This window comes from Vibrio sp. Vb1026, from assembly GCF_033338745.1.
Classification (GTDB): Bacteria; Pseudomonadota; Gammaproteobacteria; order Enterobacterales; family Vibrionaceae; genus Vibrio; species Vibrio alginolyticus.
Genome location: NZ_JAWOTH010000001.1, coordinates 859,647 through 883,066, shown reverse-complemented (window position 1 = coordinate 883,066; position 23,420 = coordinate 859,647). Strand labels below are relative to the sequence as shown.

22 protein-coding genes are annotated in these 23,420 nt (G+C 44.5%); 7 read left to right on the top strand and 15 right to left on the bottom strand.

The genetic code is table 11. From position 1 onward, the window contains the following. Window positions 1–518 precede the first annotated feature (518 nt). Together R7E47_RS04005 and R7E47_RS04000 are read left to right on the top strand one after the other, a co-directional pair. A complete protein-coding gene (locus R7E47_RS04005) occupies window positions 519–854 on the top strand; it encodes an Hpt domain-containing protein (protein ID WP_031781126.1) in 336 nt (111 codons plus the stop codon). Window positions 855–888: 34 nt separating this feature from the next. After that, window positions 889–1,080, top strand: a complete 192-nt coding sequence (locus R7E47_RS04000; RefSeq protein ID WP_025767706.1) for a hypothetical protein — start codon at window positions 889–891, stop codon at window positions 1,078–1,080. A 70-nt stretch (window positions 1,081–1,150) separates the two neighbouring features. Here R7E47_RS04000 and R7E47_RS03995 read toward each other — a convergent pair whose 3' ends face one another. The 4 genes from R7E47_RS03995 to R7E47_RS03980 all read right to left on the bottom strand — a co-directional run bounded on the left by R7E47_RS03995 (window position 1,151) and on the right by R7E47_RS03980 (window position 3,946). After that, entirely contained in the window at window positions 1,151–1,528 is a 378-nt protein-coding gene (locus tag R7E47_RS03995; RefSeq protein WP_318083799.1) for an ATP-binding protein, read from the bottom strand. Between the two features lie 64 nt (window positions 1,529–1,592). Next, window positions 1,593–2,822: a PP2C family protein-serine/threonine phosphatase gene (locus R7E47_RS03990; protein ID WP_005387548.1), complete on the bottom strand. Its 1,230-nt coding sequence runs from the start codon at window positions 2,820–2,822 to the stop codon at window positions 1,593–1,595. A 29-nt stretch (window positions 2,823–2,851) separates the two neighbouring features. Beyond that, window positions 2,852–3,112, bottom strand: coding sequence for a hypothetical protein (locus R7E47_RS03985; RefSeq protein ID WP_017820228.1), 261 nt, complete (start codon window positions 3,110–3,112; stop codon window positions 2,852–2,854). A 219-nt stretch (window positions 3,113–3,331) separates the two neighbouring features. Then, window positions 3,332–3,946 carry a glutathione S-transferase family protein gene (locus tag R7E47_RS03980; RefSeq protein WP_005387550.1) on the bottom strand — a complete coding sequence of 205 codons (615 nt, stop codon included), beginning with the start codon at window positions 3,944–3,946 and terminating at the stop codon, window positions 3,332–3,334. A 284-nt stretch (window positions 3,947–4,230) separates the two neighbouring features. Between R7E47_RS03980 and R7E47_RS03975 the strand changes: the two genes are divergently transcribed. Both R7E47_RS03975 and R7E47_RS03970 read left to right on the top strand, forming a co-directional pair. After that, complete coding sequence (locus R7E47_RS03975; protein WP_005375904.1) at window positions 4,231–4,806, top strand: TetR/AcrR family transcriptional regulator; 576 nt, start codon at window positions 4,231–4,233, stop codon at window positions 4,804–4,806. Window position 4,807: 1 nt separating this feature from the next. Beyond that, window positions 4,808–5,212: a PPC domain-containing DNA-binding protein gene (locus R7E47_RS03970; protein ID WP_025539882.1), complete on the top strand. Its 405-nt coding sequence runs from the start codon at window positions 4,808–4,810 to the stop codon at window positions 5,210–5,212. Window positions 5,213–5,314: 102 nt separating this feature from the next. Here R7E47_RS03970 and nirD read toward each other — a convergent pair whose 3' ends face one another. The 11 genes from nirD to R7E47_RS03915 all read right to left on the bottom strand — a co-directional run bounded on the left by nirD (window position 5,315) and on the right by R7E47_RS03915 (window position 18,795). Further along, window positions 5,315–5,650, bottom strand: coding sequence for a nitrite reductase small subunit NirD (nirD, locus tag R7E47_RS03965; RefSeq protein WP_005499059.1), 336 nt, complete (start codon window positions 5,648–5,650; stop codon window positions 5,315–5,317). Further along, window positions 5,651–8,170 (bottom strand): nitrite reductase large subunit NirB, encoded by a 2,520-nt coding sequence (gene nirB, locus R7E47_RS03960; RefSeq protein WP_274060480.1) that lies wholly within the window; start codon window positions 8,168–8,170, stop codon window positions 5,651–5,653. Window positions 8,171–8,180: 10 nt separating this feature from the next. Then, window positions 8,181–9,017: an ABC transporter ATP-binding protein gene (locus R7E47_RS03955; RefSeq protein WP_318083790.1), complete on the bottom strand. Its 837-nt coding sequence runs from the start codon at window positions 9,015–9,017 to the stop codon at window positions 8,181–8,183. Window positions 9,018–9,028: 11 nt separating this feature from the next. Further along, window positions 9,029–9,994 carry an ABC transporter permease gene (locus tag R7E47_RS03950; protein ID WP_053303689.1) on the bottom strand — a complete coding sequence of 322 codons (966 nt, stop codon included), beginning with the start codon at window positions 9,992–9,994 and terminating at the stop codon, window positions 9,029–9,031. 73 nt (window positions 9,995–10,067) lie between these two features. Then, window positions 10,068–11,432 (bottom strand): CmpA/NrtA family ABC transporter substrate-binding protein, encoded by a 1,365-nt coding sequence (locus tag R7E47_RS03945; RefSeq protein ID WP_005375887.1) that lies wholly within the window; start codon window positions 11,430–11,432, stop codon window positions 10,068–10,070. A gap of 265 nt (window positions 11,433–11,697) precedes the next feature. Further along, entirely contained in the window at window positions 11,698–12,279 is a 582-nt protein-coding gene (locus R7E47_RS03940; RefSeq protein WP_171342572.1) for an ANTAR domain-containing response regulator, read from the bottom strand. A 73-nt stretch (window positions 12,280–12,352) separates the two neighbouring features. Next, window positions 12,353–13,270, bottom strand: coding sequence for a dienelactone hydrolase family protein (locus tag R7E47_RS03935; RefSeq protein WP_318083788.1), 918 nt, complete (start codon window positions 13,268–13,270; stop codon window positions 12,353–12,355). 258 nt (window positions 13,271–13,528) lie between these two features. Continuing rightward, the gene (locus tag R7E47_RS03930; protein WP_318083785.1) at window positions 13,529–14,482 is read right to left on the bottom strand and encodes a glycosyl transferase family protein; all 954 of its coding nucleotides are present in this window, start codon (window positions 14,480–14,482) and stop codon (window positions 13,529–13,531) included. Next, window positions 14,479–15,384, bottom strand: a complete 906-nt coding sequence (gene cobA, locus R7E47_RS03925; protein WP_318083784.1) for a uroporphyrinogen-III C-methyltransferase — start codon at window positions 15,382–15,384, stop codon at window positions 14,479–14,481. The genes R7E47_RS03930 and cobA overlap by 4 nt, the downstream gene beginning before the upstream one ends. 20 nt (window positions 15,385–15,404) lie before the next feature. Beyond that, window positions 15,405–18,068: a nitrate reductase gene (locus R7E47_RS03920; protein ID WP_318083783.1), complete on the bottom strand. Its 2,664-nt coding sequence runs from the start codon at window positions 18,066–18,068 to the stop codon at window positions 15,405–15,407. A gap of 292 nt (window positions 18,069–18,360) precedes the next feature. Next, entirely contained in the window at window positions 18,361–18,795 is a 435-nt protein-coding gene (locus tag R7E47_RS03915) for a GNAT family N-acetyltransferase (RefSeq protein WP_017634213.1), read from the bottom strand. Window positions 18,796–19,174: 379 nt separating this feature from the next. Between R7E47_RS03915 and R7E47_RS03910 the strand changes: the two genes are divergently transcribed. From R7E47_RS03910 to R7E47_RS03900, 3 genes are all read left to right on the top strand, one after another. Next, on the top strand, window positions 19,175–20,431 hold the full coding sequence (locus tag R7E47_RS03910) for an aromatic amino acid transport family protein (protein ID WP_005375868.1): 1,257 nt from the start codon (window positions 19,175–19,177) through the stop codon (window positions 20,429–20,431). Window positions 20,432–21,041: 610 nt separating this feature from the next. After that, window positions 21,042–22,955 (top strand): tetratricopeptide repeat-containing diguanylate cyclase, encoded by a 1,914-nt coding sequence (locus R7E47_RS03905; RefSeq protein WP_318083781.1) that lies wholly within the window; start codon window positions 21,042–21,044, stop codon window positions 22,953–22,955. A 10-nt stretch (window positions 22,956–22,965) separates the two neighbouring features. Continuing rightward, complete coding sequence (locus R7E47_RS03900) at window positions 22,966–23,307, top strand: hypothetical protein (RefSeq protein WP_025767691.1); 342 nt, start codon at window positions 22,966–22,968, stop codon at window positions 23,305–23,307. The last annotated feature ends 113 nt before the right edge of the window (window positions 23,308–23,420 follow it).

Genomic DNA, 23,420 nt, shown 5'->3' with positions numbered 1-23,420 from the left:
TTAGCATGAGTAGTTTTACAGGCAAAGCCGAAACGGATGATAACCACCTACTGAAGTAGGTGGTTTAGGGCTGAAAACAAAAGGGACGCGAGTCCCTTTTTTGCCGTAGATTACTTGCCAATATGCAACTAGATTGCTAATTTATACTTGTACTTAATGAGGAGAGTTAGCCTTGACTGAAGGAATAGTCAAAGTTGGCGAACGTCTGGCGTCCGTATGCAACGATAGCCTTAAACTAGGACTGCAAGACACTTACCGACTCGGCGTTTTACTTGGAAACATCCCCTTTGCTACTTGTGTTAAAAACACGCGAGTTGAAGTTTTTTCATCCCTACATTTCGACCATTGCCGTTTGGATATAAGTCAAAATATCTTTAACAATGACTTTCTTTTTGTAAGTTTATCTCAAGCGACAAGCAAACTATTTCTGCTCAAATACTGGTTATGCCATTCATACCTTCGGCTAAGCCTTCATTATCCGAAACATTCCTCTACCTCAACGTTTAATAGGGGTATACATGATTAATTTTGATGTTCTCAATACATACATGGATAACGACGTAGATCTGATCGTCACTGTTTTTTCTACATACCTTGAAGATCACACGAATGATATAGAGCGTATAGATGAGCTATATGCAAGCAAATGTTGGTCAGAACTCTATCTATTAGCTCATAGTTTAAAGGGCATTCTAGAGAGTTTCGGAGAAGACACCGCGGTCATTGCGTTTCAAAGAATAGAAGAAAAAACCAGAAACGATACAGCGCCAGATAGCTCAGATATAGCTATAGTTACTAAAGAGCTAGCTGCAATTAATCAACAAATCTTCACTTACTTGAAGAATATGCAATAAAGAAATTCAAGGCTTAACTGGGGGAAATATGGCAATGAATAATAGCAATTTCAGGGAGTTGATTGAGTCTCTCAAAGACTTAACACCAACTCAAAAAAGGTACTTACTTAGCCGTACAAAGATGGCGCTAGATGATGAAAGTAATATGTTAAACATCAGTGATATTCTAACACCAGAAGAGTTGGAGGCGTTACTATCACCGGCACCAACAACGAATACAAAATAACAATGATATACAACGCAACCGTCAGATTAACGCTAGGGACCAAGTGAAGCAAATCGACTTTGCTTGGTTGTTAGTTTCTCTCCCTATTCCTTTTCACTACAACAAACGTATTGTTTTCGAAACCTTTTTCCAATGTAAACAGGTCAGATAATTGAGCGACTAACATCAGTCCGCGACCTGAGGAGGACCAACTATCGTCATCCATTAAGTTAGGTGCCTCAATCTGTTTATTTTTATGTTGGATGAACGTCTTTTCATTGATCGGCTCTCCGCAATCAGAGACTCTCAATTCCACGAAACCGGACACTTGGTCATCCCCAACCCTACACTCCACTTCAATTGGTAGGCCTTCTATTTCACTGTAAGAATGAATATAAGCGTTATTCATGAGTTCAACGACACAAAGCTCCAATGATTGAATTGCATTTAAGGGGATTTGATGACCCATCAAAAACCGAACAACGTCTTTGCTCGCACTTCGTGAGTGAGTAAGGGAGCTCCCGTAAGTTCGTTTAAATTCGCTCTTTGACATTCTTTTCCTTAAAATCGAGCCTCTCACCATGCCATTTTACCTGTAAAAGGCTGGCATCATCATCAAACTCATCTTCGTTATGCCAAGATTGTACTTTTTTAAAGACGTCTCCCACTTGGTCTTCAACTGTCAGCGTGCAAACAGCTTTTATACTCGATGCCAATCGTTGTAGTGAAAACATCTCCTCACCCTGCCTCGCTTCAATCAAACCATCCGAATAAAGCCACAATGCATCGCCCTCATCCAGACTAATTTGGTTACCGATATATTCCATCGGCTGCATTGCACCAACGATAAAGTTATCGTCACCTATCTGTTCCATCGTTTTCGTACTCGTTCGCCAAACTAAGATCCTGGGGTGGCCAGCCGTGCAATAGCTAAGTTGCCCTGATTTTGTGTTAAGAATGGCGTAAGCCATAGTAAAGTAAAGTTGACTGTTTCTAGTTTGCTGATAACGCCGATTTAGCCGTTCAATCACAGATGCAGGCTCACTTACGCAATAGCCGTCATCTCTCAACTCCATCGTGATCGAATCAGGCCCCTGACTTTGAGATAGCGTCTGTTGAATAGAAAAAGCCATCAAAGCTGAAGAAATACCATGACCAGAAACATCAAATACATAAAACGCAACATGTCGTTCATCGAGCTCCAAATACCCCAACATATCACCACCAATCTGGGAGCATGGTTTGTAGACATAGCTAAAATTTACATTCTGAATAGTTGATTCAGCAGGGAGTAGTTGCTCCATCAGATGACTAGCAGACTGTAGGTCTTGGTGAATTGTTTGATAGGCCGCATCTAGCTCTTTATTTCTCTCAACGAGTTTGTTGTGCAGTTCTAAAGTACGAAACCCCGCACGGATTCTGGCCTGAAGTTCCTCTACAGACGTCTTCTTATCTACGAAATCATCTGCGCCAGCATCAATGCCTTTCACGATCGAACTTTGGTCATTTCTAGAAGACAGTAGAACAAAGAAAATGTAACGTTCGCTAACTTTAGATTTTAATTGGCGACACAATTCAATACCATTAATTCCAGGCATCATTAAATCACTCAGCACAAACTGAATATCAGGGCGGTGGGTTAGCACCTCAAGCGCCGCTCTTCCGTCTTCAACTGCAACCACTTCATAGCCCTGCTTTTCCAATGCACTGCTGATGTAAAGCAGTACTGTTTTACTATCATCGACCAAAAGAATGGGTTTCATCTTCCTCCTTAATACGGTTGCTTTACTGGCTAACGCAAAACACTAGTCACTGACTGCTCATTTCTAAAACGGCTGTAGTCTTCGGCTAATAATTGGTGTTGATATCGAGTGTAAGACAACGCTTCATTAGAAATTAGTATCTGATGCTCTTTTTCGATTAACTGACTTTGCAGCCTTTCAATCTGTTCATTCTGCTGTGTGTAATTGAGGTACAGTGCGAATAGACCAAAAACCGAAACCATTAACAGGGCGATTAGAATATTATTGATAGTTTTCACTTGAATACTCATGACCTCTCCTTGTCTATTATTAGACTTTCCATGATGAAAGAGAGCGTCTACGGACCAAGAGCCCAAGGCTCTAAAACGCAACGAAGCAAATTGAGGTTGTTTTTCCAATTATAGGCGATAGGAGAAAAAATAAGAAAATCTGAAAAAATTTGAATATCCTGCTGAGTTAAGAATCGGTAAGGTGGTAGCAGCGAGCTATCATCCACTCGCTGCAATACATTAACTCTGAAATGCAGGTCTAGCTAAAATTTGGTTATACCATCGAGCAATGTTTGGCGACGTCGATAGCACATCAATTTCTAGGCCTTTAATTGCGAAACTGATCAAAATAAAGCCTGTTATATCGACGATAGTAAAATGGTCTACGGCGATAAAATAATTATGTTCAAGCCGCTTGTCTAAGACAGGCAGAAATTCATAGACGCGTTGTTTTGATTCTTCGCCCCATGCTTCAACGCAACGTTCTCTGTCTCCATAAACTCCGGTCATGTTTCGAAACGCCTGAAATGCCGCATTTAGTCCTTGGAACTCCACCACACGATGCCACATTTCCACCTGAGCACGTTCAAGTTGGTTAGCACCAAACAGCGCCAGATCATTTTCAAACGCTTCATCTAGGTAGCGACAAATCGCCACGCTTTCACAGATCGTCGTACCATCATCCAGTTCTAGTAGAGGCACTTTGCCGTTCACGCTTTTCGATTTAAACGGTTCAGATAGGTTATCGCCCTCACGAACGTTCAGCGCAATTCGCTCAACCTCGCCACCGATTTCCTTTAGAAAAATGCTAACTCGCTTACAACTTGGAGTCATTGCTGTTTCATAGAGCTTCATTTCACATCCTTTTATCTTTTTCTAACCGATTGGTTAGGATATACTGTAGCCAGTTTATAAACGATCAGTCAAGAACTTCACTATCAAAAATTTTCAAACAGTTGTGGGTCTGTTTGCTGAGCGAGATTTTTGATGCCGTTTGTGAGTTCATATGAATTTGGGGGCTGATACCCAAGAATAGATGGGTATTCATCATATTGGTTCAGTTCGAACGCTAGAGGTTCTCTGTACCATCCCTCCAAAGCAATTTAATTACCCGATAAGCAGACCCAGGCAGGTAATTTATGGCAAGAAAAGCCAACTTCGACCGAGATGAAAAGCTTCTCGTGGCTATGGATGTGTTTTGGCGCAAGGGCTTTGCGAACACGTCTATCTCGGATCTCACCGACGAGTTGAACATCAACCGCTTCAGTCTTTACAACACCTATGGTGACAAGCAACAACTCTACTACGAGGCGCTCGATACCTACTTGAAGAAGGTCTCGCTACCTTCACTGAATGATTTGGAAAAAGACGACGCGTCTTTACCTGAGTTGGAATCGTTCCTTAAATCTTTTGCTGAGCTGCAACGCAAACGCAACTGTGGGTGCTTTATTCAAAATGCGTTGATTGAGCACGCTGGTGAAGACGATGATGTACTGCGTAAAGGGCATTTCTTATTTGACCATCTTATCGACATCATTGCAGATGCGCTGACCAATGCGCAGAAAGAAACCTTAGTGCCGAAAACACTGAAACCAGAAGAGCTCGCTCGTTTTGTTCTCAACAACATGCAAGGTATGCGCGTACTTGGCAAAGCCAAACGTTATGCCGACTTGGATACGGCGCTTTCCTGCTTGCTGGTTTTGATTAGGAAGTAATATGTCGATTGAAGTAATAGCAGTACGTCTTACCAAAGGCATGGACTTAAAGCTGAGCCTAGCGAAATTGGTCGAGAAGCATGGTATCAAAGCAGGCTCGATTGCCTCATGCGTTGGCTGTTTCTCTGACCTCAACCTTCGTTTGGCAGGTGCAGAGAGCACGTTAACCAAACAAGAGCCACTTGAAATTGTCTCTGTGATGGGAACCCTAACGCCTGAACATCAACACGTTCATATCTCGGTGTCTGATCGTGAAGGACGAGTTTGGGGTGGGCACTTGCTGGAAGGCACAGTGATTGATACTACCGCAGAATTGATCATCCATTCTTACTCAGAACTTGAGTTCACCAGAGCGATGGACGACTCGACTGGCTATACCGAACTACAAGTGAATCCTTCTAAATAACAAAAAGCTCCAGAACCATACTGTGGTGTCTCTGGAGCTTTATTCGCTTGTCTCTTACGCTAAGAATTTACTCATATCGAGCAGACTAAAGAACTTCGAGGATCATTCTTCGAGTAAGTAACAAACCTGATTATCGTCGACCGTTACTTGCCAGGTTTTTAGACAGTGCGCTTCGTCTTCCAAACATTGCCCACTCTTTAAACTGAAGTGTTGTTTGTATAGCGGTGATGCAACACACATCTCACCATCGATATCACCGACAATCCCTCGACTCATCACATAAGCCTTACCAATTGGGTCCCAATCCTGAACAGCGTAAACACCGTTATCAGGAATGTAGAATAACGCGACATGCTCGCCTTCAATCAACACTGTGGCACCGATGAACGGCATTAGATCATCAAGCTGACACAATTTCACTTTGGTTAAAGCTGCCATTTACACCTCCTGTTTCGCCGGAATACGCTGACCGCGTACACGCTGGTACGGTAAGACTTTACTGCCCGCCGTGCTGTTCAAGAAAGGACGGAAGCGTTGCAGTTTTTGAGGATTATCCAGCGTACTCTTCCACTCACATTGATAGGTATCTACGACTCGCGCCATTTGTTCGTCCAAAGAATCACATAGATTCAGAGAGTCATCCAAAATCACTTGTTTAAGGTAATCTAAGCCCCCTTCCATGTTCTCCATCCACACCGACGTACGCTGCAAGCGATCAGCTGTGCTGACGTAGAACATCAAAACTCGGTCAATCATGGTGATCAACTCTGATTTGGATAAGTCGGATGCAAACAAATCAGCGTGTCTTGGTCTCATGCCGCCATTACCGCAAACGTATAGATTCCAGCCGTTTTCAGTGGCGATCACCCCAATGTCTTTACTTTGCGCTTCTGCACACTCGCGAGTACAGCCCGATACGGCAAACTTAAGCTTATGGGGCGCTCGCAATCCTTTGTAACGGTTCTCTAACTCAATGGCTAATCCAACCGAATCATCAACACCATAGCGACACCAAGTAGAACCGACGCAAGATTTCACGGTGCGCACCGATTTGCCGTAGGCGTGCCCTGTTTCAAAACCAGCATCAATTAAGGTTTGCCAGATTTCAGGAAGTTGCTCTAACTGCGCACCAAATAAATCCACTCGCTGACCGCCAGTGATCTTGGTGTACAGATCATATTGCTGAGCAACTTCGCCGAGCACAATGAGTTTGTCTGGTGTAATTTCGCCGCCCGGAACACGAGGCACTATCGAGTAGGAGCCATCTTTTTGCAGGTTAGCCATAAAGGCATCGTTAGAATCTTGTAGAGACTGATGCTGCGGCTCCATGATGTGTTCATTCCACAAAGAAGCAAACACAGATGCCGCTGTCGGCTTACAAATATCACAACCATGCCCTTTGCCATGCAGTGTGATTAAAGTGTCGAAGTCTTTGATCTGTTCCACTTGGCAAATATGGAACATCTCTTGCCGACTGAGCTCAAAGTGTTCACAAAGGTGGTTGTTAACCTCTACCCCCATAGCTGCCAATTGAGTATCCAATACCGACTTGACCATATTGCTACAGCCACCACAGCCAGTACCGGCTTTGGTGTTGGCTTTAAGGTCCGTCAGGTTGGTAGTGCCAGCTTGAATCTCGGCAACTAAGTCGCCTTTTGTGACGTTGTGACAAGAACAGATGATGGCGCTGTCTGGCATCTCTCCATCAAGCATTCCAGTATCAAACAGCAGGTTCGCCGCGTGGTCTGGCAGGACCGTTTTGTTCAAATAACAGTGTAAGAGCGCATCGTAATCGCTGTTGTCACCAACGAGAATCGCACCAAGCAATTGAGTGCCACTCGCATCAACCACCAGCTTTTTGTAGATGCCTGCGACCGCATCTTGCAAGACCATTTCCTGTGCGCCTTCGGTTTGCATTTGTGCATCACCGATAGACGCCACATCCACCCCAAGTAGTTTGAGTTTGGTGCTCATGTCTGCACCTTTAAAACCTTCGCTCGGCATTCCAGTCAAGACATCGGCTGTAGTTCTCGCCATGGTGTAACCGGGTGCGACCAAACCAAAGATCTTCTGCTCCCAAAGGGCACATTCGCCAATCGCGTATATGTTCTCATCGCTGGTTTGGCATCGGTTATTAATCACAATGCCGCCTCGCTCGCCGACTTCTAGTTCAGCTAGCCTTGCCAACTCATCTTGAGGGCGAATGCCTGCGGAAAAGACAATCACATCCACTTCGAGAGGATCTTTGTCTTTAAACACCATACGATGCTTGGCCGTTTCACCATCGCAGATTCGTTCCGTACCTGTTGAGGTGTGAACGGTTAACCCTAGCGCTTCAATCTTCTCTTTTAGTACTAAGCCGGCACCATCATCTAACTGTACAGGCATCAGACGAGGAGCAAATTCAATAACGTGAGTTTCTAGCCCCAATAGTTTTAGTGCATTAGCCGCTTCTAAACCCAACAAGCCACCGCCAATCACGGCGCCCGTTCTTGCGCCTTCACATGCTTTTTTGATTTGTGAAAGGTCTTCAAGCGTGCGGTAGACAAACACATTGTCGCGGTCTTTACCTTCAATTGGCGGCACAAATGGGTACGAACCGGTCGCGAGCACGAGTTGGTCGTAACCCAGCACATCTTCACCATCAAGCAGAATGTGCTTTTGCTCTCTGTCGATGCCTGTTACTTGACTGCCAAGTACCAGTTGGACGCCATGCATGTCGTACCATTCTTGGTTACTCAGCATTAAATCATCATGAGACTTACCCGCGAACAAAGAGGACAACTGTACACGGTCATACGCGATAAAACGCTCTGCACCAATCACGGTAATTCGGTGCTCCAAATGCGCATTTTTCTGCACTAATTGCTCGACGAGGTGTTGCCCGACCATACCGTTGCCTACCACAACGATGTGGCTCAATGCGTTCTTTACTGGGATCGTTAAAGGACTGTTCATCGCTGCCTCCTTATGCCGTTTGCGCTGCGGTTTTGGGTTTGTCTTCTTTCGAAGCTGGAATCTCGGTTTTAGATTGCTTCTCGTAAAGGAACTTCAACACCGCTTGTCGACACTTCTGATACTGCGCATCATCTGCCAGTGCAACACGCTCACGAGGGCGAGGTAGATTCACTTCTAACACTTCACCAATAGTTGCAGCCGGTCCGTTGGTCATCATCACGATTTTGTCGGATAGCAGCACCGCTTCATCCACGTCATGGGTGATCATGATGACGGTGTTGTTTAGCTCGGCTTGAATCTTCATCAGTGCATCCTGTAAGTGCGCGCGTGTTAACGCATCCAGCGCGCCAAATGGTTCATCCATCAATAAAACCTTTGGTTGAAGTGCCAGTGCTCTCGCAATGCCGACTCGCTGCTTCATACCACCAGAGATTTCATCCGGCTTTTTGTGCGCGGCATGCTGCATTTGAATCAACTCCAAGTAGTGATTCACTTGTTCCTGAATCCACGCTTTACCCTCTTTGCCGGCAATTTGTTTTACTGCAAGCTCAACGTTTTGATACACGGTTAACCAAGGCAATAATGAATGGTTTTGGAATACCACTGCGCGGTCGGGTCCCGGCCCTGCCACCTCTCGTCCATCGACTATTACGCCGCCGTCTGTTGGCATGTGTAGCCCTGCGACTAAGTTTAATACCGTTGATTTACCGCAGCCAGAGTGACCAATTAGGGATACAAACTCACCTTTATTGATTTGTAAATCGACGTTCTTAAGCGCGATGAACTCGCCATCTGGCGTTGGGAATCGCATCCCTAAACGCGTTAGATCTAATAATGCTTTTTCCATGATCGTTTCCCTTATCTCAACGCTTGTTGTTTATTCCAAGACAGCCACTTTTGAAGTTGCAGCATGCCTCTATCGAGCATCAAACCGATAAAACCAATGGTGATGACTGCCACCATGATGCGCCCCAATGATGCCGAGCTGCCGTTCTGGAATTCATCCCAAACGAACTTGCCTAACCCCGGGTTCTGAGCGAGCATTTCTGCCGCAATCAACACCATCCAAGCGATACCTAAAGAGAGACGTAAACCTGTGAAGATCATTGGAATGGCAGAAGGTAAAACGATAGTGCGAATGTGCTGCCACCACGAAAGTTGGAGCACTTTGCTCACGTTGATTAAGTCTTTATCAACGCTCGTTACACCCACAGCGGTATTAATCAGCGTCGGCCATAAGCTACATAGCGCTACTGTGATCAGAGAGTTAATGAACGACTTAGCAAACATCGGGTCATCACTCACATAAGTGGCACTTACAACCATGGTAACGATGGGTAGCCAAGCTAAAGGTGATACGGGCTTGAGCAGTTGAATGATTGGGTTGAACGCTTGATACAGCCCTTGATTAAGACCAAGCACGATGCCAAGCGGAATCGCGATAATCGTCGCCAGCAGAAAGCCCGCGGTCACAGTCACTAAGCTAGTCACGATTTGGTCGAAGAACGTCGGTTTACCTGTGTAAGGACGAATCTTCACTTCCGCGTCTGGATTCTTCGCTAACTTCGCAGCATTGCGCTTTTCCTGACGCTCGATAAACGCTTGTTCCTTTTCTCGCTCTTGCCAATGGTCATCGACAAGGTTGCTGAACTGCTGAAAAGTTTGCACAGGTCCCGGTAGCGTACCTAATGAAGTTTGCACTTCTCTCGCCGCTAAGTGCCACATTGCCAAAAAGATCAGCAAGCCAATGACGGGCAAAAGCACCAGCCGACTTCGGTTCACTACCTGCTTAGCAGGAAACAGGGAAATGACATTACTAGACATACTCACTCCTAAGAAATTTACATCCTTGTTGCCACAAGCGAATCCCCCTCGCCTGTGGCGTTTATCGTTATGGTTAAACCTTGTCTTTTCCTTTAAGCCCGATAGAGAACTTCTCTAGATATTTATTTGGCTCGCGACCGTCATAAACGATGTTGTCGATAAAGTGTGTTTGTGGCGCACGAAAACCATCTTCAGCACTGAAATCTGGGAAGTCTTTTTTGCTCAACACACCATCTTCAATTAGCGCTTGAGCCGCTTGTTGGTAAATGTCCGGACGGTAAACCTCTTTTGCGACATCCATGTACCAATCATCGGATTTCTCGCTTGAGATCTGTCCCCAGCGACGCATTTGAGTCAGGTACCAAATCGCATCGCTGTAATACGGATAAGTGGCGTTATGACGGAAGAACACGTTGAAGTCTGGCACATCTCGTTTGTCGCCTTTCTCGTATTCAAACGTGCCCGTCATTGAATTGGCGATAACTTCGGCATCCGCTCCAACATACTCACTTTTTGATAACATCTTCACTGCTTCTTGGCGGTTGGCATTGTCGTTTTCATCCAACCAATGTGCCGCTCGAATCAAGGCTTTCACTACACGAATGTGCGTGTTTGGATACTTCTCAGCCCAAGCTTTGGAAACACCAAATACTTTCTCTGGGTTGTTCTTCCAGATCTCGTAATCGGTCACGACTGGCGTACCAATACCTTTGAATACGGCTTGTTGGTTCCATGGTTCGCCTACGCAGTACCCTTTGATCGTGCCCGCTTCCATTGTGGCTGGCATTTGTGGTGGCGGTGTAACACTCAAAAGAACGTCAGCATCCAATTGGCCACTGTTATCGCCTGAGTCTGGTGCGTAAAAGCCTGGATGAATCCCACCTGCCGCTAACCAGTATCGCAACTCATAGTTGTGCGTCGATACAGGGAACACCATCCCCATGTTGAACGGTTTGCCTTTATCCAGATAGCTGTCGACCACAGGCTTCAGTGCATCCGCTTTGATTGGGTGAACTGGCTTGCCATCTGGTTGCTTTGGAATGTATTGCTTCATCTGCTCCCAAGTATCATTGGAAACCGTGATTGCGTTGCCGTTCAAATCCATACTGAACGCAGTAATCACTTCTGCTTTTGTGCCAACACCTATCGTTGCGCCCAATGGCTGACCAGCAAGCATGTGCGCGCCAGCAAGCTCACCGTCGATGACTCGGTCTAATAGCACCTTCCAGTTTGCTTGTGCTTCTAAAGTGACGTACAAGCCTTCGTCTTCAAAAAAGCCTTTCTCATAAGCAACCGCCAGCGGTGCCATATCGGTTAACTTAATAAAACCAAACTTCAGGTCTTCAATTTCTGGCTCACCCAACTCTGCCTTTACGCTGACCGTGGTGAATACCGATAACGAAATTGCTGACACTTTCAGCATCGAACTCCATTTCATTGGTTTGCTCCCATAAAAAAAGCGCCACTACTCCGAAGAGCAGTAGCGCCGTTGCTAAGTCTACAATTACCGCCGTTGATAATTGAGATAAGCGATTCAACAATAAACCCAATTCTACTAATCCAATTACTGTGCCAACTTATTTTTTACAGTAAATACAATAACTTAGATTATTCCACCGTTTCTTATTCCCTGTTATTGCTTGCTGATAGTGCAACACGCACCACGTTAGAAAATACACCCTAACCCCAAAGTGGTAGAGCAACTAATCCAACACTTCCAAAGTAGTTATCAAATTCTTGGCAACTTGTGCGAGCGTTTGGCTCGATTGCATGGCCGAATTTCTAAGCGCTTTATAAGCCTGATCTTCATCAACGCTGTGCATCTTCATCAGCAGACCTTTGGCTTTTTCCACCAGCTTGCGCTCTTCAATCTTATTGGTCAGCGATTCAATTTCCAATTGCATACTTTCGAATTTCGCTCTCACTAATGTCGCATGTTCAATCCAAGGTTGAAGTGCAAACTCACTATCATGCGGCATGAGTACATAGTCCATTTTTTCTGATAACCGATTGATATCATTAGATGATAACTGCTTTAAGACGATAAGAAGTGGTGTTGATTTTCTGCGGCAGAAATCGACGATCAAACGCAGTTCTGCCGTTGGCTGCTGCCATCCAACCACAACGCTTGCCGACGGTTCTCGTTGCATTAACGTTTCTAGTTGTGCCAATTGGCAACCGATGATGTTGTCGTAATCTTTGCTCAATAAGCCGGACAATCGAGCCTGCTCTTGGAGGCTATCACAGCATACTATGATGGGTGTTTTTGACGTTGATTGAGTCATGCACATTCCTTGTTTATATCTCACTCACTAAGAGAGACATAACAAGGAATGTGCCAACTAAAGCTGAAGCGTTTTAACTAGAGGCAAGATGTTCTTTGAAGAAGCCGAGTGTGCGCTCCCAAGCGAGTGCTGCTTCTTCCGGTGCGTAGCGTGCTGTTGAGTCGTTATGGAAGCCGTGGTTGACGTTCTCATACATTAACGCTTGATACTGTGCGTCGGTTGCGATCAATTGCTGCTCATAAGCAGGCCATGTGTCGTTAACACGCTTATCGAGCCCTGCAAAGTGAATCATCAACGGCCCTTTGACTTGCTTTTGGAGCTCTTGCGCAGCTGGTGTTCCATAAAAAGGCACACCTGCATCGAGCTCTTCAGGCATTACCGCTGCAAGCATATTGACAATGTATCCACCGAAGCAGAATCCAACCGCGCCCAATTTACCGTTGCCACCCTCGTATTGTTTGAGGAAGTTAGCGGCTGCAATAAAGTCTTGTTCGATCTTGGCTCTGTCCATCTCTTTCTGCATAGCGCGACCCTCATCATCATTCCCCGGGTAGCCACCAAGTGGGTATAGCGCATCTGGAGCAAAAGCAATAAAACCGTCTTTGGCGAGTCGCCTAGCCACGTCTTTGATATAAGGGTTCAATCCGCGATTTTCATGAATAACTAACACGGTCGGCGATTTCAGGGTCTTCTTCTGTGGCATAACCAAATAACCGCGCCCTTCTCCATGCCCGTTTGGAGATGGAAAGGTTTCGTAAGTTGCTTTGATGTCAGGATCGTTAAACGAAACTTGTTCTGCGAGTGCGTAATTCGGGGTTAGCGCATCGACCAGTGCCGTCATGCTAAAACCCAGCACTGCGAGCCCACCGAGTCGATTGAGGAACTCGCGGCGTGAGATCTTTCCGTGTGCGTATTCATCGTACCAATCGAAGGCTTCTTGCGGGATAGGATGAGAAGCCTTTTTAGTGGGAGTGGTATGCTTTAGAACCATTATCCATGTCCTCTGTGTCTTACCATATGGGAATTTCTAATTCTCAAACGCGAAGTAAAGAATGAGCGCAATTGAGGTCAAAACTGCAGTTTCACCTCTCTGATACGGAGCAAGGTGGTGAAACACATCACTGGTGAGCTAGGATCTTTAACCTTCTTCAAACAATAGATAATGGATTCAGATTCAACAACTTTGCGTTGTTAGTTTTGAGTGGATTTGTCTAAAACCAATACTTTGGTTTAGCCAGTCAACTCAAAATTACTCGTAATGACAGTACGTCTGCCAATAACTAAAGGCACGTTCAAAGGCTTTTTCTCGATCATGCATTTGTGCAAACAAGACCACTGTCATCGTAGCAAGAACCGTATTTGCCATTTGGTTCATGTCATCTTCTGACGTCCCAAATGGGCAGTTCACAGGTATTGGCACCTCAGACAGCATTTGCTCCGTCCAGTAATGCGACGTCACACCGCTTGTTTGGCTTAACCATACTGTTTGGCTTACTTTTGGGTTGTATTCTGACTCACCAGATTGTCCTTTGAATGACACAACGGCATGAGCGGTTTTGCCAATCTCGAATTCGACTTCAGCATGAAGTTGTTGAAACCCGGGATGAAAGCTACCACGAATACCAACCGTCGCCTGCCCCGGATTCAATGCTCGAACCACGGTATTAATCGGCGTTCTAAGCCCATAACGATTCTTCCAACCGATCATGGTTTCTGCTTGGGGTGCAAACGAACTTAGCGGTAGATACACGATGTTTTGTGTTTCTAAGACACGTTTTGCGTCTTCGGCTGATTCCGCTTTCTTGATGGCAAACTTGTCGAGGTAATCTTCGGCATGCAAACGACCAGACTGACGGTCATGATAGCCGTGCATCAGCACTTTATGGCCATTATCGGCGAGGATCTTCGCTGCCAACAGGTGCCAAGGTTGACCTGCCGCTTCACGTTTACCTGCATAACAAGGCCAGTCGATGTCTGCACCAATAGCAGGCATGCGGGATTGGAATGCTTTCACAAAGCCAGCGATTTCTTGTTGAGTCTCGTTCTGTACACGGATCAGCATCAATAACATTGCCATCTGATCGTCGTCGCACTCACCGTTTAGGTATTCATCCATAACTCGAAACGCTTGGTCAAAGTTCAGTGGTTTTCTACCACGTTCGCCACGACCGACTGTTCTAATACATTCCAAAATGCTGCTCATATTCCCTCGTATTCCGTCACTGACTGTACGGTTTCTATTAGTTGTTCGCGCAGTTTGACAACTTCTCCCATCACAATCAATGCTGGGCTCACGCCTTTAAGTGTAATCGATAAATCATTGAGCTGATTGAGTTGTGTAACATGCACTTGTTGTTGAGGGCTGCAACCATGAGTGATGATCGCGACGGGAAAATCTTCTCTCAAACCGGAGTTGATTAAACCCGTTTGTATTTGCGATGATTTTTCTAACCCCATATAGAAGACTAACGTTTGTCCGCTTTGCATCAGATTGCTCCAAGCCTCAAATGCGCCTGTTACCACTTGCCCTGTCACAAAGGTAACGCTGCGAGCAACGCCACGATGAGTCAACGGAATCAAGCTGTTTGCTGAACATCCAATCGCAGCAGTAATACCGGGGATGACTTCGTAAGCGATAGAGTGTTTGACGAGCGCTAACGCCTCTTCGCCTCCACGGCCAAATACGAATGGATCTCCCCCTTTTAAGCGCACAACTCGCTTTCCTTGCTGAGCGAGCGATACCATCAAGTCACAAATTTCTTCCTGACCAATACTAGGTTGTCCGCATCGTTTGCCCACGTAAATCCAATCGGCTTGTGGCGAAGCCAACTCCAAAATATCTTTGTTAACCAAACGGTCGTACAGCAGAACCTCTGCCGACATAATCGCTTTCACAGCCTTTACCGTTAACAAGTCAGGATCGTGCGGCCCTGATCCAACAATCGAGACAAAACCTTTGTGGTTCGCGTCCAGGTCTACTGAATGGTCTTCTAAAAGCTTGTTTAGTTTGCTTGCTTGATCATGCTTAGAAAAGCGAGACGAGCGTTCTTGTTTCTGACTCACTTGTCCTTTCTTAAACCAAGACTTTTGATAAGGCGCTTCCATGTGCTTATCCTCTTTATGACTTACTTTATTTGAATAGCCAAACTTTGCTGGTTCGCTTGCTGTTTGCCCTTTTGATGCTGATGGCTGTTGACCATTTGTTTGATTTGAGAGACGCACGAGCCACAGTTAGTGCCGCATTTGAGTTTGTTTTGAAGTTGAGTCAGTGAAGTGCAGTCTTGTTTCTCCATCGCGTCATGTATTTGTTTATCGGTGACACGGAAACAACTACAAACCAGTTTGGCGCTGCTTTGCGATTGAGTGATGGTAAGCAGTTGCGATAGCGCCATCGGTTTGCCAATCAAGCCGGTAAAGTTGGTGTAGTCGGTTTGAATCGGGTCACTAGACACCACTAAAACAGAACGAATGATACGCACGTCTCCAACAAGGTCGTAATCCACTGCTAGCCAACCTTGGGCAATATCTATCGTAATTCTGCGGCTCTTTTCCGTTCGACAAAAACTCTGCTTCTTTGGTCGTTTGTCGTGTGCAAAGCGCCAGATGCCTAAATTACTTTCTGCTTGAAATGCGCTGTAGAGAAACTTGCCGGAATCAAACTGTGTACCAATGAACATACCGTAAGTTTTTACCGCCGCCTCTTGCACTTCAACATAAGATGACTTAAACGCAGGCTGCCCAGAAATAGGGTCTTTTGCGCTGTTTACTATTGCGTTGACACCGCTTTCACCGCCATATCGACCCGCCCAGTGCATTGACATAAATAGCTCTTGAAAACCCAAACCTTCATCAATGGCAACTTTGGCATAAATACTGGTGTTTGAAGTAGGCTGAAACAGCTTGGTGAGTTGTCCTGCTTTTAAGCGATTTTGAGTAGCAGAGAGTGTGTTCATGTACACGGTTGGTTCTAACTCTGAGGCGGCAAGGTGTGCGATATGACCTGTGCGCGTCATGGTATGCCATTGGTCGCGTTGTCTGCCCGTATTGAGCCACCAGCCTTTTGTTCTCTCTAAACGCGTTGGAGATTCACTGGTCACGACAAAACGCGCTTTACCATCTGGGTGCGAATAGATGCCATCAGCAAAAGGGCGCTCTCCTCCCCATTGTGTCGGTACCCACTCTTCGTATTCTTGCTCGGTTAAGTTGGCGTGTTGAGAAAGATCTAGCTTCAATGGCGAATCTGCATTCATGCCTGTCATCGCCGCATATTCCCTGAATACCGACCGCTCAGAAGTAAATGCAAAACCATTTTGTGTCTTTTCCAATGCACACAGAGCTTGTCCGACTTGGCTTATCGCCCACCAATCTGATTTTGCTTCACCCGGAGGCGTTTGAAACTGACGCTGCCTTGAAAGTCGACGCTCAGAGTTGGTCACCATGCCTTGTTTCTCCCCCCAGCCAGCAGCGGGCAGCAACAGGTCTGCGTAATGCGCTACATCCGAATCCGCTGTGATATCGGAAACAATCACAAACGGACAAATCTCTAGTGCACGTTTCACCAATTGGTTATCTGGTAAAGAGACAACGGGATTGGTTGCCATGATCCAGAGAACTTTAATCTCACCACGTTCTACCGCCTCAAACAGTTCAACGGCTTTTAAACCGGGCTGAGTGGCAATTTCTGGTGAATCCCAAAACGCTTGCACTTGCTTGATAGACTCTGCGTCAAAAGCACGATGAACCGCTAACTGGTTTGCTAAACCACCGACTTCTCGTCCGCCCATCGCATTCGGTTGACCTGTAATAGAAAACGGCCCGCAACCTGACTTGGCAATTTTGCCTGACGCCAAATGTGCATTAATAATGGCATTGCCTTTATCGACACCATTTTCGGCTTGGTTAACCCCTTGGCAAAACAACGTGATCGCGGTTGGGCTTTGCGCAAACCATTGGAAGAATGTCGTGAGTTTTTCTTCTGAAATGCCAATGGAAGACGTTAGATTAGTGACATCGTAACGCAAATCAGAGACTTCTTCTGCAAGCGCATCAAACCCGTCGGTATGGGAGTTTATGTATTCAAAATCAATGCATTGCTGCTCAATAAGAAACTTAAGCAGCCCATTAAAAAGTGATACATCCCCATCGTTTTTAATCGGTAGATGCAAATCAGCTTGCTGCGCGGTGACCGTTTCACGCGGGTCAATGACCACCAGCTTGAGATTAGGATTGTTTTCTCTCGCTTGTTGAATGCGTCGAAATAAAACAGGGTGCGTCCAAGCGGTATTAGCACCGCAAATTATCAATAGCTCAGTCTTATCAATATCGTCGTAATTGACGGGAACGACATCTTCACCAAATGCTCGTACATGAGCCGCAACCGCCGAAGACATGCACAAACGAGAGTTCGTATCGATGTTTGCGCTGCCAACATAGCCTTTCATGAGTTTGTTGGCGACGTAATAGTCTTCCGTCAACAACTGGCCTGACACGTACATCGCGACGGAATCCGGTCCAAACTCTGCTTTCGCTTGATGAATCTTTTCTGCAATCAGATCCGTGGCTTGTTGCCATTGTACTTCTTGCCCTTGAGGTCGCTGCTTGGTGACAAGCTTTGGATACAGCAAACGCGAAGGCATATTCAAACTCTCTGCCAACGCGACACCCTTTACGCACAGTGACCCCGCATTTGCAGGATGACACGCATCCCCAACGATTCCTTTCGCATTGACCTCGACACCACATCCAACACCACAATAGGGACAAGTGGTTTTTTTGCATCCTTGCGACATAACACCTCCAGTGCGATTCAGCCCAACTTACTAGCAAAAAAAAGCCTCTCCCGAATCGAGAGAGGCAGCAATGCCTTTAACGCTGTTAGTACATTTTCAAAAAGTAATACCCTATACCGCTCTCGCCTGCTATTAAGAGCGGCGCATCGAGTTATCGATGAACGTTTATGTAAAGCAAGTGAGGTGCCAATATTAAAAACCTTTACTATACAACGGGTTATATTAAAACCAATTATAGCAACATAATGCTACGCACTGATTGTGTGCAAATTTCGGTCATTATCGTGCAGTATTACTTTACTAATTCCATAACTAACCTGGATTCTTCGTCACCAAAATAATGCGCTTCTTCTTCTAACGTTTTAAAGCCAAGGGAGAGGTATAAAGACAATGCAGGTTGGTTCTTAGGATCGACAGTCAATTTCACGCTTGAGCCTAACGTCAACGACGCAATAACGTTTTCTAGGAGGGAACGCGCAATACCTTTACCTCTATGTTGAATATCGACGGCCAATGACATGATCCAATATTGATGTGCATTTGTGCTAGTCGTTAGCAATATATACCCTGCGACCTGCTCTCCCTCTTTTGCTACCAGTAAACTCTCTCCCCAACAATCAAAAGCTTGCCGAAAGAAAAATTGAGGATAGGCGTGTTCTCCAAATAAAGTATTTTCGAGCTTATATATGGCAAATAAGTCCTCTTTTTGCGCAGACAAAATGTCCATTCAATGACTCCTTCTTTAACATGAATGGCAGCAGTATACCTAAATCTCATCTAAATGACGGGACACAAACATCTCAATTAAGTGCTTAAGAAATGTAATATTCTTCCTGAAAATTAGGCCTAACTCACTTAGAACATACATCCGTGATTAAGTTTTAACCGCAAAATCAAAAACCACACAATATTAAAATTTCAACACATACAACCATTAAATACATTAAAATTAAGAACTTTATTCTGGTTTATTGAAAAATTCATAGTTGGATAATTTACAACCACCCCAAATCCACAGCATTATTCACCAAGCTTCGCATGTGATAATAAACACTAAAACCTTTACCATTTTCAGCATTATTATTTTTATAAAAGCGAGTTTTAAAGTGAAAGAATCTCGAAATGCCTTAAATCCTAGTGAAATAAACACAACCACAGCTTGGTCAAAACATGATACACATTGGGTTCTTAGCCTATTTGGAACAGCCGTTGGCGCAGGCATCCTGTTTCTGCCAATTAACCTTGGGATTGGTGGTTTTTGGCCTTTAGTCGCGATGGCAGTACTTGCTTTTCCAATGACCTATCTTGCGCACCGTGGCTTAGCTCGTTTTGTACTATCTTCTAAGATCAAAAACGCAGACTTCACTGATGTAGTGGAAGAGCACTTCGGCGCAAAAGCAGGCCGTTCTATTTCACTGCTGTATTTTCTTTCGATCTTCCCGATCCTGTTGATATATGGTGTTGGAATAACAAACACAGTAGATAGCTTCATGGTAAATCAGGCTGATATGGCTTCTTTACCTAGACCTTTGCTTTCTGGCGTACTAGTGTTTGCACTAATTGCTATTATGATGGCGGGTGAAAAAGTAATGCTACGGGCCTTTGCCATTATGGTGTTCCCACTTGTTGCCATTCTTGCCTTTCTATCATTTTACTTAATACCGAACTGGACCATGCCTGTCATGGATGTGCCAGAAGCGTCAGCTTTTGCTAGCACTATGTGGTTAGCAGTTCCTGTAGTGATTTTCTCGTTTAGTCACGCAGCTGCAATTTCAAGCTTTGCAAATGTACAACGTCGCCATTACGGTAAGCAGGCAGATGCCAAATCCGAAGTTATTCTTCGCCGCACTAGCATCATGCTGATTGCCTTTGTTCTTATTTTTGTATTTTCCTGTGTGCTAACACTGTCACCTGAACAATTGGCTCAAGCAAAAGAACAAAACGTATCCGTATTGTCTTACCTAGCGAACGCAACCGATAATCCATTTATTGCAACACTTGGTCCTTTAGTAGCGTTTGTTGCTATCACTTCATCTTTCCTTGGGCATTTTTTAGGTGCGCGTGAAAGCTTAAATGGTTTAATTACCAAGCATTTTAACCTATCTGAGAAGCGTGTTGATCGTATCAGCGTGGCAGCACTGTTCTTCTCAATCTGGGCGGCGGCGATCATGAACCCAAGTATTCTTGGTATGATGGAAGCATTGTCAGGGCCTGTTATTGCAATGATCTTATTTATTATGCCAATGTTAGCGGTGTATAAAATCGAGGCGATGAAACAATATCGAGGAAATGTCTCTACTTACTTTGTTCTAGCAGCAGGCATTGTGGCGGTAAGTGCATTGATTTTTAGCTTCTTCAGCTAATAACTAAAGACTAGCTTGGATTTTCAGGGGAATACCTTACACAAGGTTAAGGTGATTCCCTGAATTTTCTTACTCTTTAAAAGGTAATCATCGTTACCCTTGACTCTTAAATAAGAGCGAAAACACCCGCAATCATAAGTACTGAAGCGATGCAGGTACGGCCGATAATGCCGAAGTGCGAAGGTTGAATCATTTCATTATGCATAGTTAATCTCCTATTTATTATAAAAGCCATTTTTTATTGGCTTAATAACACTATGTCTAATATCCAGTTTTTTAACAACCCATACAAACATTAAATATTTATGACAGAAACGTAATTTTTTACACTTCGCCCTGATTTTGAGCGATGAATCCGCGGCTTAAATCATTAGATTGAGTCCGCCGAATATGCTCGCCTACCCGTCATCGTTACCTTGTCTATACCATCGCCTAATCATTGCATAAGTTTTCAATAGATTTTGTTTTATAAATCATAATATTATAGAGATCCTTCTCGTATCTCACTCCTAAAACACTTTGCCACTGGGAATCCATCCGCACTTAACCAACAAGAAATGGTAGACTTAACTGGTATTCGGTTAAGAGATCACATTTTATTAATACGCTCATGCACTTCTCAATTAAAACACTGGCTTGCGCACTTTGTACTGCACTTGGACTTTTCTTGCATCCCACCAACGTACTGGCGAGTACCGAAAAGCAAACTTATCTGGAAGAACACATTTCAGCAGAAAGCAAGCCCATGTTAAAACTCTACTTTCGCTCGATGGGTAAGCCGCGATCAATTCAAAAAGATGAGTTAAATGCGCCACAGAATGCATCAGCGGAGTCTCTTGCTCTGTATTACTTTGCACGAAAGTACCTTAAGCGTTACGAAGGCGTTCCATTACCGAAAGATATGCCCGATTTAATCGAATTCGGTAAAAAGCACCATTTGGAATGGGTCGTCGCTGAAGCACAGCTCAATAAGGCTGTAACAATGATTGAGCAAGACGATAACTGGAACGCAGAATTGTTACTCCATGACGTTGTTTCTACAGCCCGTGATCTTGGTTATCTAGCATTAGAAGGCCGTGCTTACCGCTGGTTAGGCAATCTAGAAGTATCTCGAAATCAACTACGCAGTGGCCTAAAATATTATCGCAATGCCTATGAGTTATTAGAAAAAACAGTATTTGAAATACAAGTCGCGATGACACTGAACAACATTGGGACGGTCTACATCGATGCATCAGATTGGGCTCGGGCCAACAGTTACCTAACGCAAGCTCTCGACACTTACCTAGAGAGCGAATATCAATACGATAATAGCTTTTTTATGGGGGTTATCTACGCAAACCTTAGCATCGTTCACTCGAGCCTCGGAGATAACAAAAAAGCGGAATATTATTTCAATGAAGCCATTCGACTTTCAATGCAAACGGGGTCGGACACAGTCAAGCACCACTCTTTATCCAGCTTTTCACAAATGTTGAGCTCGGTAGGAAAAATTGATGATGCATTAATGGTCGCACAGCGTTGCGTAGACCTGCCCATTCCAAAAAATCTAGAAATGCTAAAAACGTCTTGTTACGAGGCATTTGCAGAGGCTTACCTCGCAAACAAACAATACGATAAAGCTATTACAACAGCACTTAACGTTCTAGAACAAACCAAATCAACCAGTGAATTAGAGCTGCGTCAGCGTATTGATATGCTTTCGGTACTGGTAAACGCTCATCAAATTCTTAATGACTATGAAGCGGCTTTTCATTATTTAACCCAATTAAGAGAGCTAGAGGCTGAGTTTTCTCATCATATTCATGGTGAAGAGATGATTAACATTAAGTTTGACCTCGAAGCTAAGTTAGCCCAGAAAGAACTCAAATTGCTAGAAACAAAAAATGCGCTACAAGCCTCTGAACTGCGTTCACAGCGCTATCGAGAAATGTTCTACTTTATCGCTATTGCGGCAATTGGAGTCGTTGGTTTTCGTTACGTACTGCGCGTTAGACGTATTAATAAAGCACTCACTCAAGAAAATACTACCGATCCATTAACTCAATTGCATAACCGTCGCTATCTTCACATTTGGTTGGACAAAATGGCTCGTAGAAGCCCAGATAGAACATTTGCCTTAGCCGTTTTAGATGTCGATCATTTCAAAACCTTTAATGATCAATATGGACACGATATTGGCGATAAAATGCTGACTCATATTGCCACGCTATTTAACGAATCCACCCGCTCTGGTGACCTACTCATTCGTTGGGGTGGAGAAGAGTTTGTCCTATTATTCGAAGTACAGCGAGCCGAAGATTGCACTAAGTTTTTGGAGCGATTGAGATATACTGTTGAAAACACGCCATTGGTGGTTGACTCTAAACCATTAAGCGCGACAATTTCCCTTGGAGCAGTGGACAAACTGTCGGCACAAACAATTAAACAAGAATGGGATCAGTGGTTTTTCTTGGCAGACCAAGCTTTGTATGATGCGAAGCAAGCTGGTAGAAACCAGTTCATCATTCATCCTACATCATAAAAAAGCACACATGAAAAAAAATCTAATCATTATTACTTTTGCGCCTCTATTTCTTATGGCGTGTAGTAATCAGCAAGCATCTCAACTGGGAATGCGCAGCAGCAGTGTCAATGTATATGCCCAGCAAATGAGTAACACTCAACTATGTGAAACTCTCTACTACAACCGTGCAACTAACCAAACCAAAGTGGCGATTGGTGCTGAGTTCAATCGACGTGGATTAAACAAAAAGTGGTGTGATAAAGAATTCGATAAGTTGTACATTAAAAAGTGGATTGATAACGTGCTGCCTAAGGAAAAAGCCGAACCCAAGAAACCAATCGCAACTATTCAACCCGCTTCAACTAAATAACCCACCATCTTGAAGCAGACGGTACACTCGTATTTTCTGCTTTTCATTTTTCATGCATGTTCGATGCGACATATAAAAACCTCATGGTTTCAGTAAATTAACAAAGACTTATG

Excerpts from the sequence above, each read along its gene's own strand:
- R7E47_RS03990 (WP_005387548.1), bottom strand. The coding sequence starts at position 2,822 with ATGAAACCCATTCTTTTGGTCGATGATAGTAAAACAGTACTGCTTTAC.
- R7E47_RS03905 (WP_318083781.1), top strand. The coding sequence starts at position 21,042 with ATGCACTTCTCAATTAAAACACTGGCTTGCGCACTTTGTACTGCACTT.
- R7E47_RS03935 (WP_318083788.1), bottom strand. The coding sequence starts at position 13,270 with ATGGTTCTAAAGCATACCACTCCCACTAAAAAGGCTTCTCATCCTATC.
- R7E47_RS03950 (WP_053303689.1), bottom strand. The coding sequence starts at position 9,994 with ATGTCTAGTAATGTCATTTCCCTGTTTCCTGCTAAGCAGGTAGTGAAC.
- R7E47_RS03915 (WP_017634213.1), bottom strand. The coding sequence starts at position 18,795 with ATGGACATTTTGTCTGCGCAAAAAGAGGACTTATTTGCCATATATAAG.
- R7E47_RS04000 (WP_025767706.1), top strand. The coding sequence starts at position 889 with ATGAATAATAGCAATTTCAGGGAGTTGATTGAGTCTCTCAAAGACTTA.
- R7E47_RS03920 (WP_318083783.1), bottom strand. The coding sequence starts at position 18,068 with ATGTCGCAAGGATGCAAAAAAACCACTTGTCCCTATTGTGGTGTTGGA.
- R7E47_RS03980 (WP_005387550.1), bottom strand. The coding sequence starts at position 3,946 with ATGAAGCTCTATGAAACAGCAATGACTCCAAGTTGTAAGCGAGTTAGC.
- R7E47_RS03955 (WP_318083790.1), bottom strand. The coding sequence starts at position 9,017 with ATGGAAAAAGCATTATTAGATCTAACGCGTTTAGGGATGCGATTCCCA.
- cobA (WP_318083784.1), bottom strand. The coding sequence starts at position 15,384 with ATGGAAGCGCCTTATCAAAAGTCTTGGTTTAAGAAAGGACAAGTGAGT.
- R7E47_RS03930 (WP_318083785.1), bottom strand. The coding sequence starts at position 14,482 with ATGAGCAGCATTTTGGAATGTATTAGAACAGTCGGTCGTGGCGAACGT.
- nirD (WP_005499059.1), bottom strand. The coding sequence starts at position 5,650 with ATGGCAGCTTTAACCAAAGTGAAATTGTGTCAGCTTGATGATCTAATG.
- R7E47_RS03945 (WP_005375887.1), bottom strand. The coding sequence starts at position 11,432 with ATGAAATGGAGTTCGATGCTGAAAGTGTCAGCAATTTCGTTATCGGTA.
- R7E47_RS03995 (WP_318083799.1), bottom strand. The coding sequence starts at position 1,528 with ATGGGTCATCAAATCCCCTTAAATGCAATTCAATCATTGGAGCTTTGT.
- nirB (WP_274060480.1), bottom strand. The coding sequence starts at position 8,170 with ATGAACAGTCCTTTAACGATCCCAGTAAAGAACGCATTGAGCCACATC.
- R7E47_RS03970 (WP_025539882.1), top strand. The coding sequence starts at position 4,808 with ATGTCGATTGAAGTAATAGCAGTACGTCTTACCAAAGGCATGGACTTA.
- R7E47_RS03975 (WP_005375904.1), top strand. The coding sequence starts at position 4,231 with ATGGCAAGAAAAGCCAACTTCGACCGAGATGAAAAGCTTCTCGTGGCT.
- R7E47_RS03985 (WP_017820228.1), bottom strand. The coding sequence starts at position 3,112 with ATGAGTATTCAAGTGAAAACTATCAATAATATTCTAATCGCCCTGTTA.
- R7E47_RS03940 (WP_171342572.1), bottom strand. The coding sequence starts at position 12,279 with ATGACTCAATCAACGTCAAAAACACCCATCATAGTATGCTGTGATAGC.
- R7E47_RS03900 (WP_025767691.1), top strand. The coding sequence starts at position 22,966 with ATGAAAAAAAATCTAATCATTATTACTTTTGCGCCTCTATTTCTTATG.
- R7E47_RS04005 (WP_031781126.1), top strand. The coding sequence starts at position 519 with ATGATTAATTTTGATGTTCTCAATACATACATGGATAACGACGTAGAT.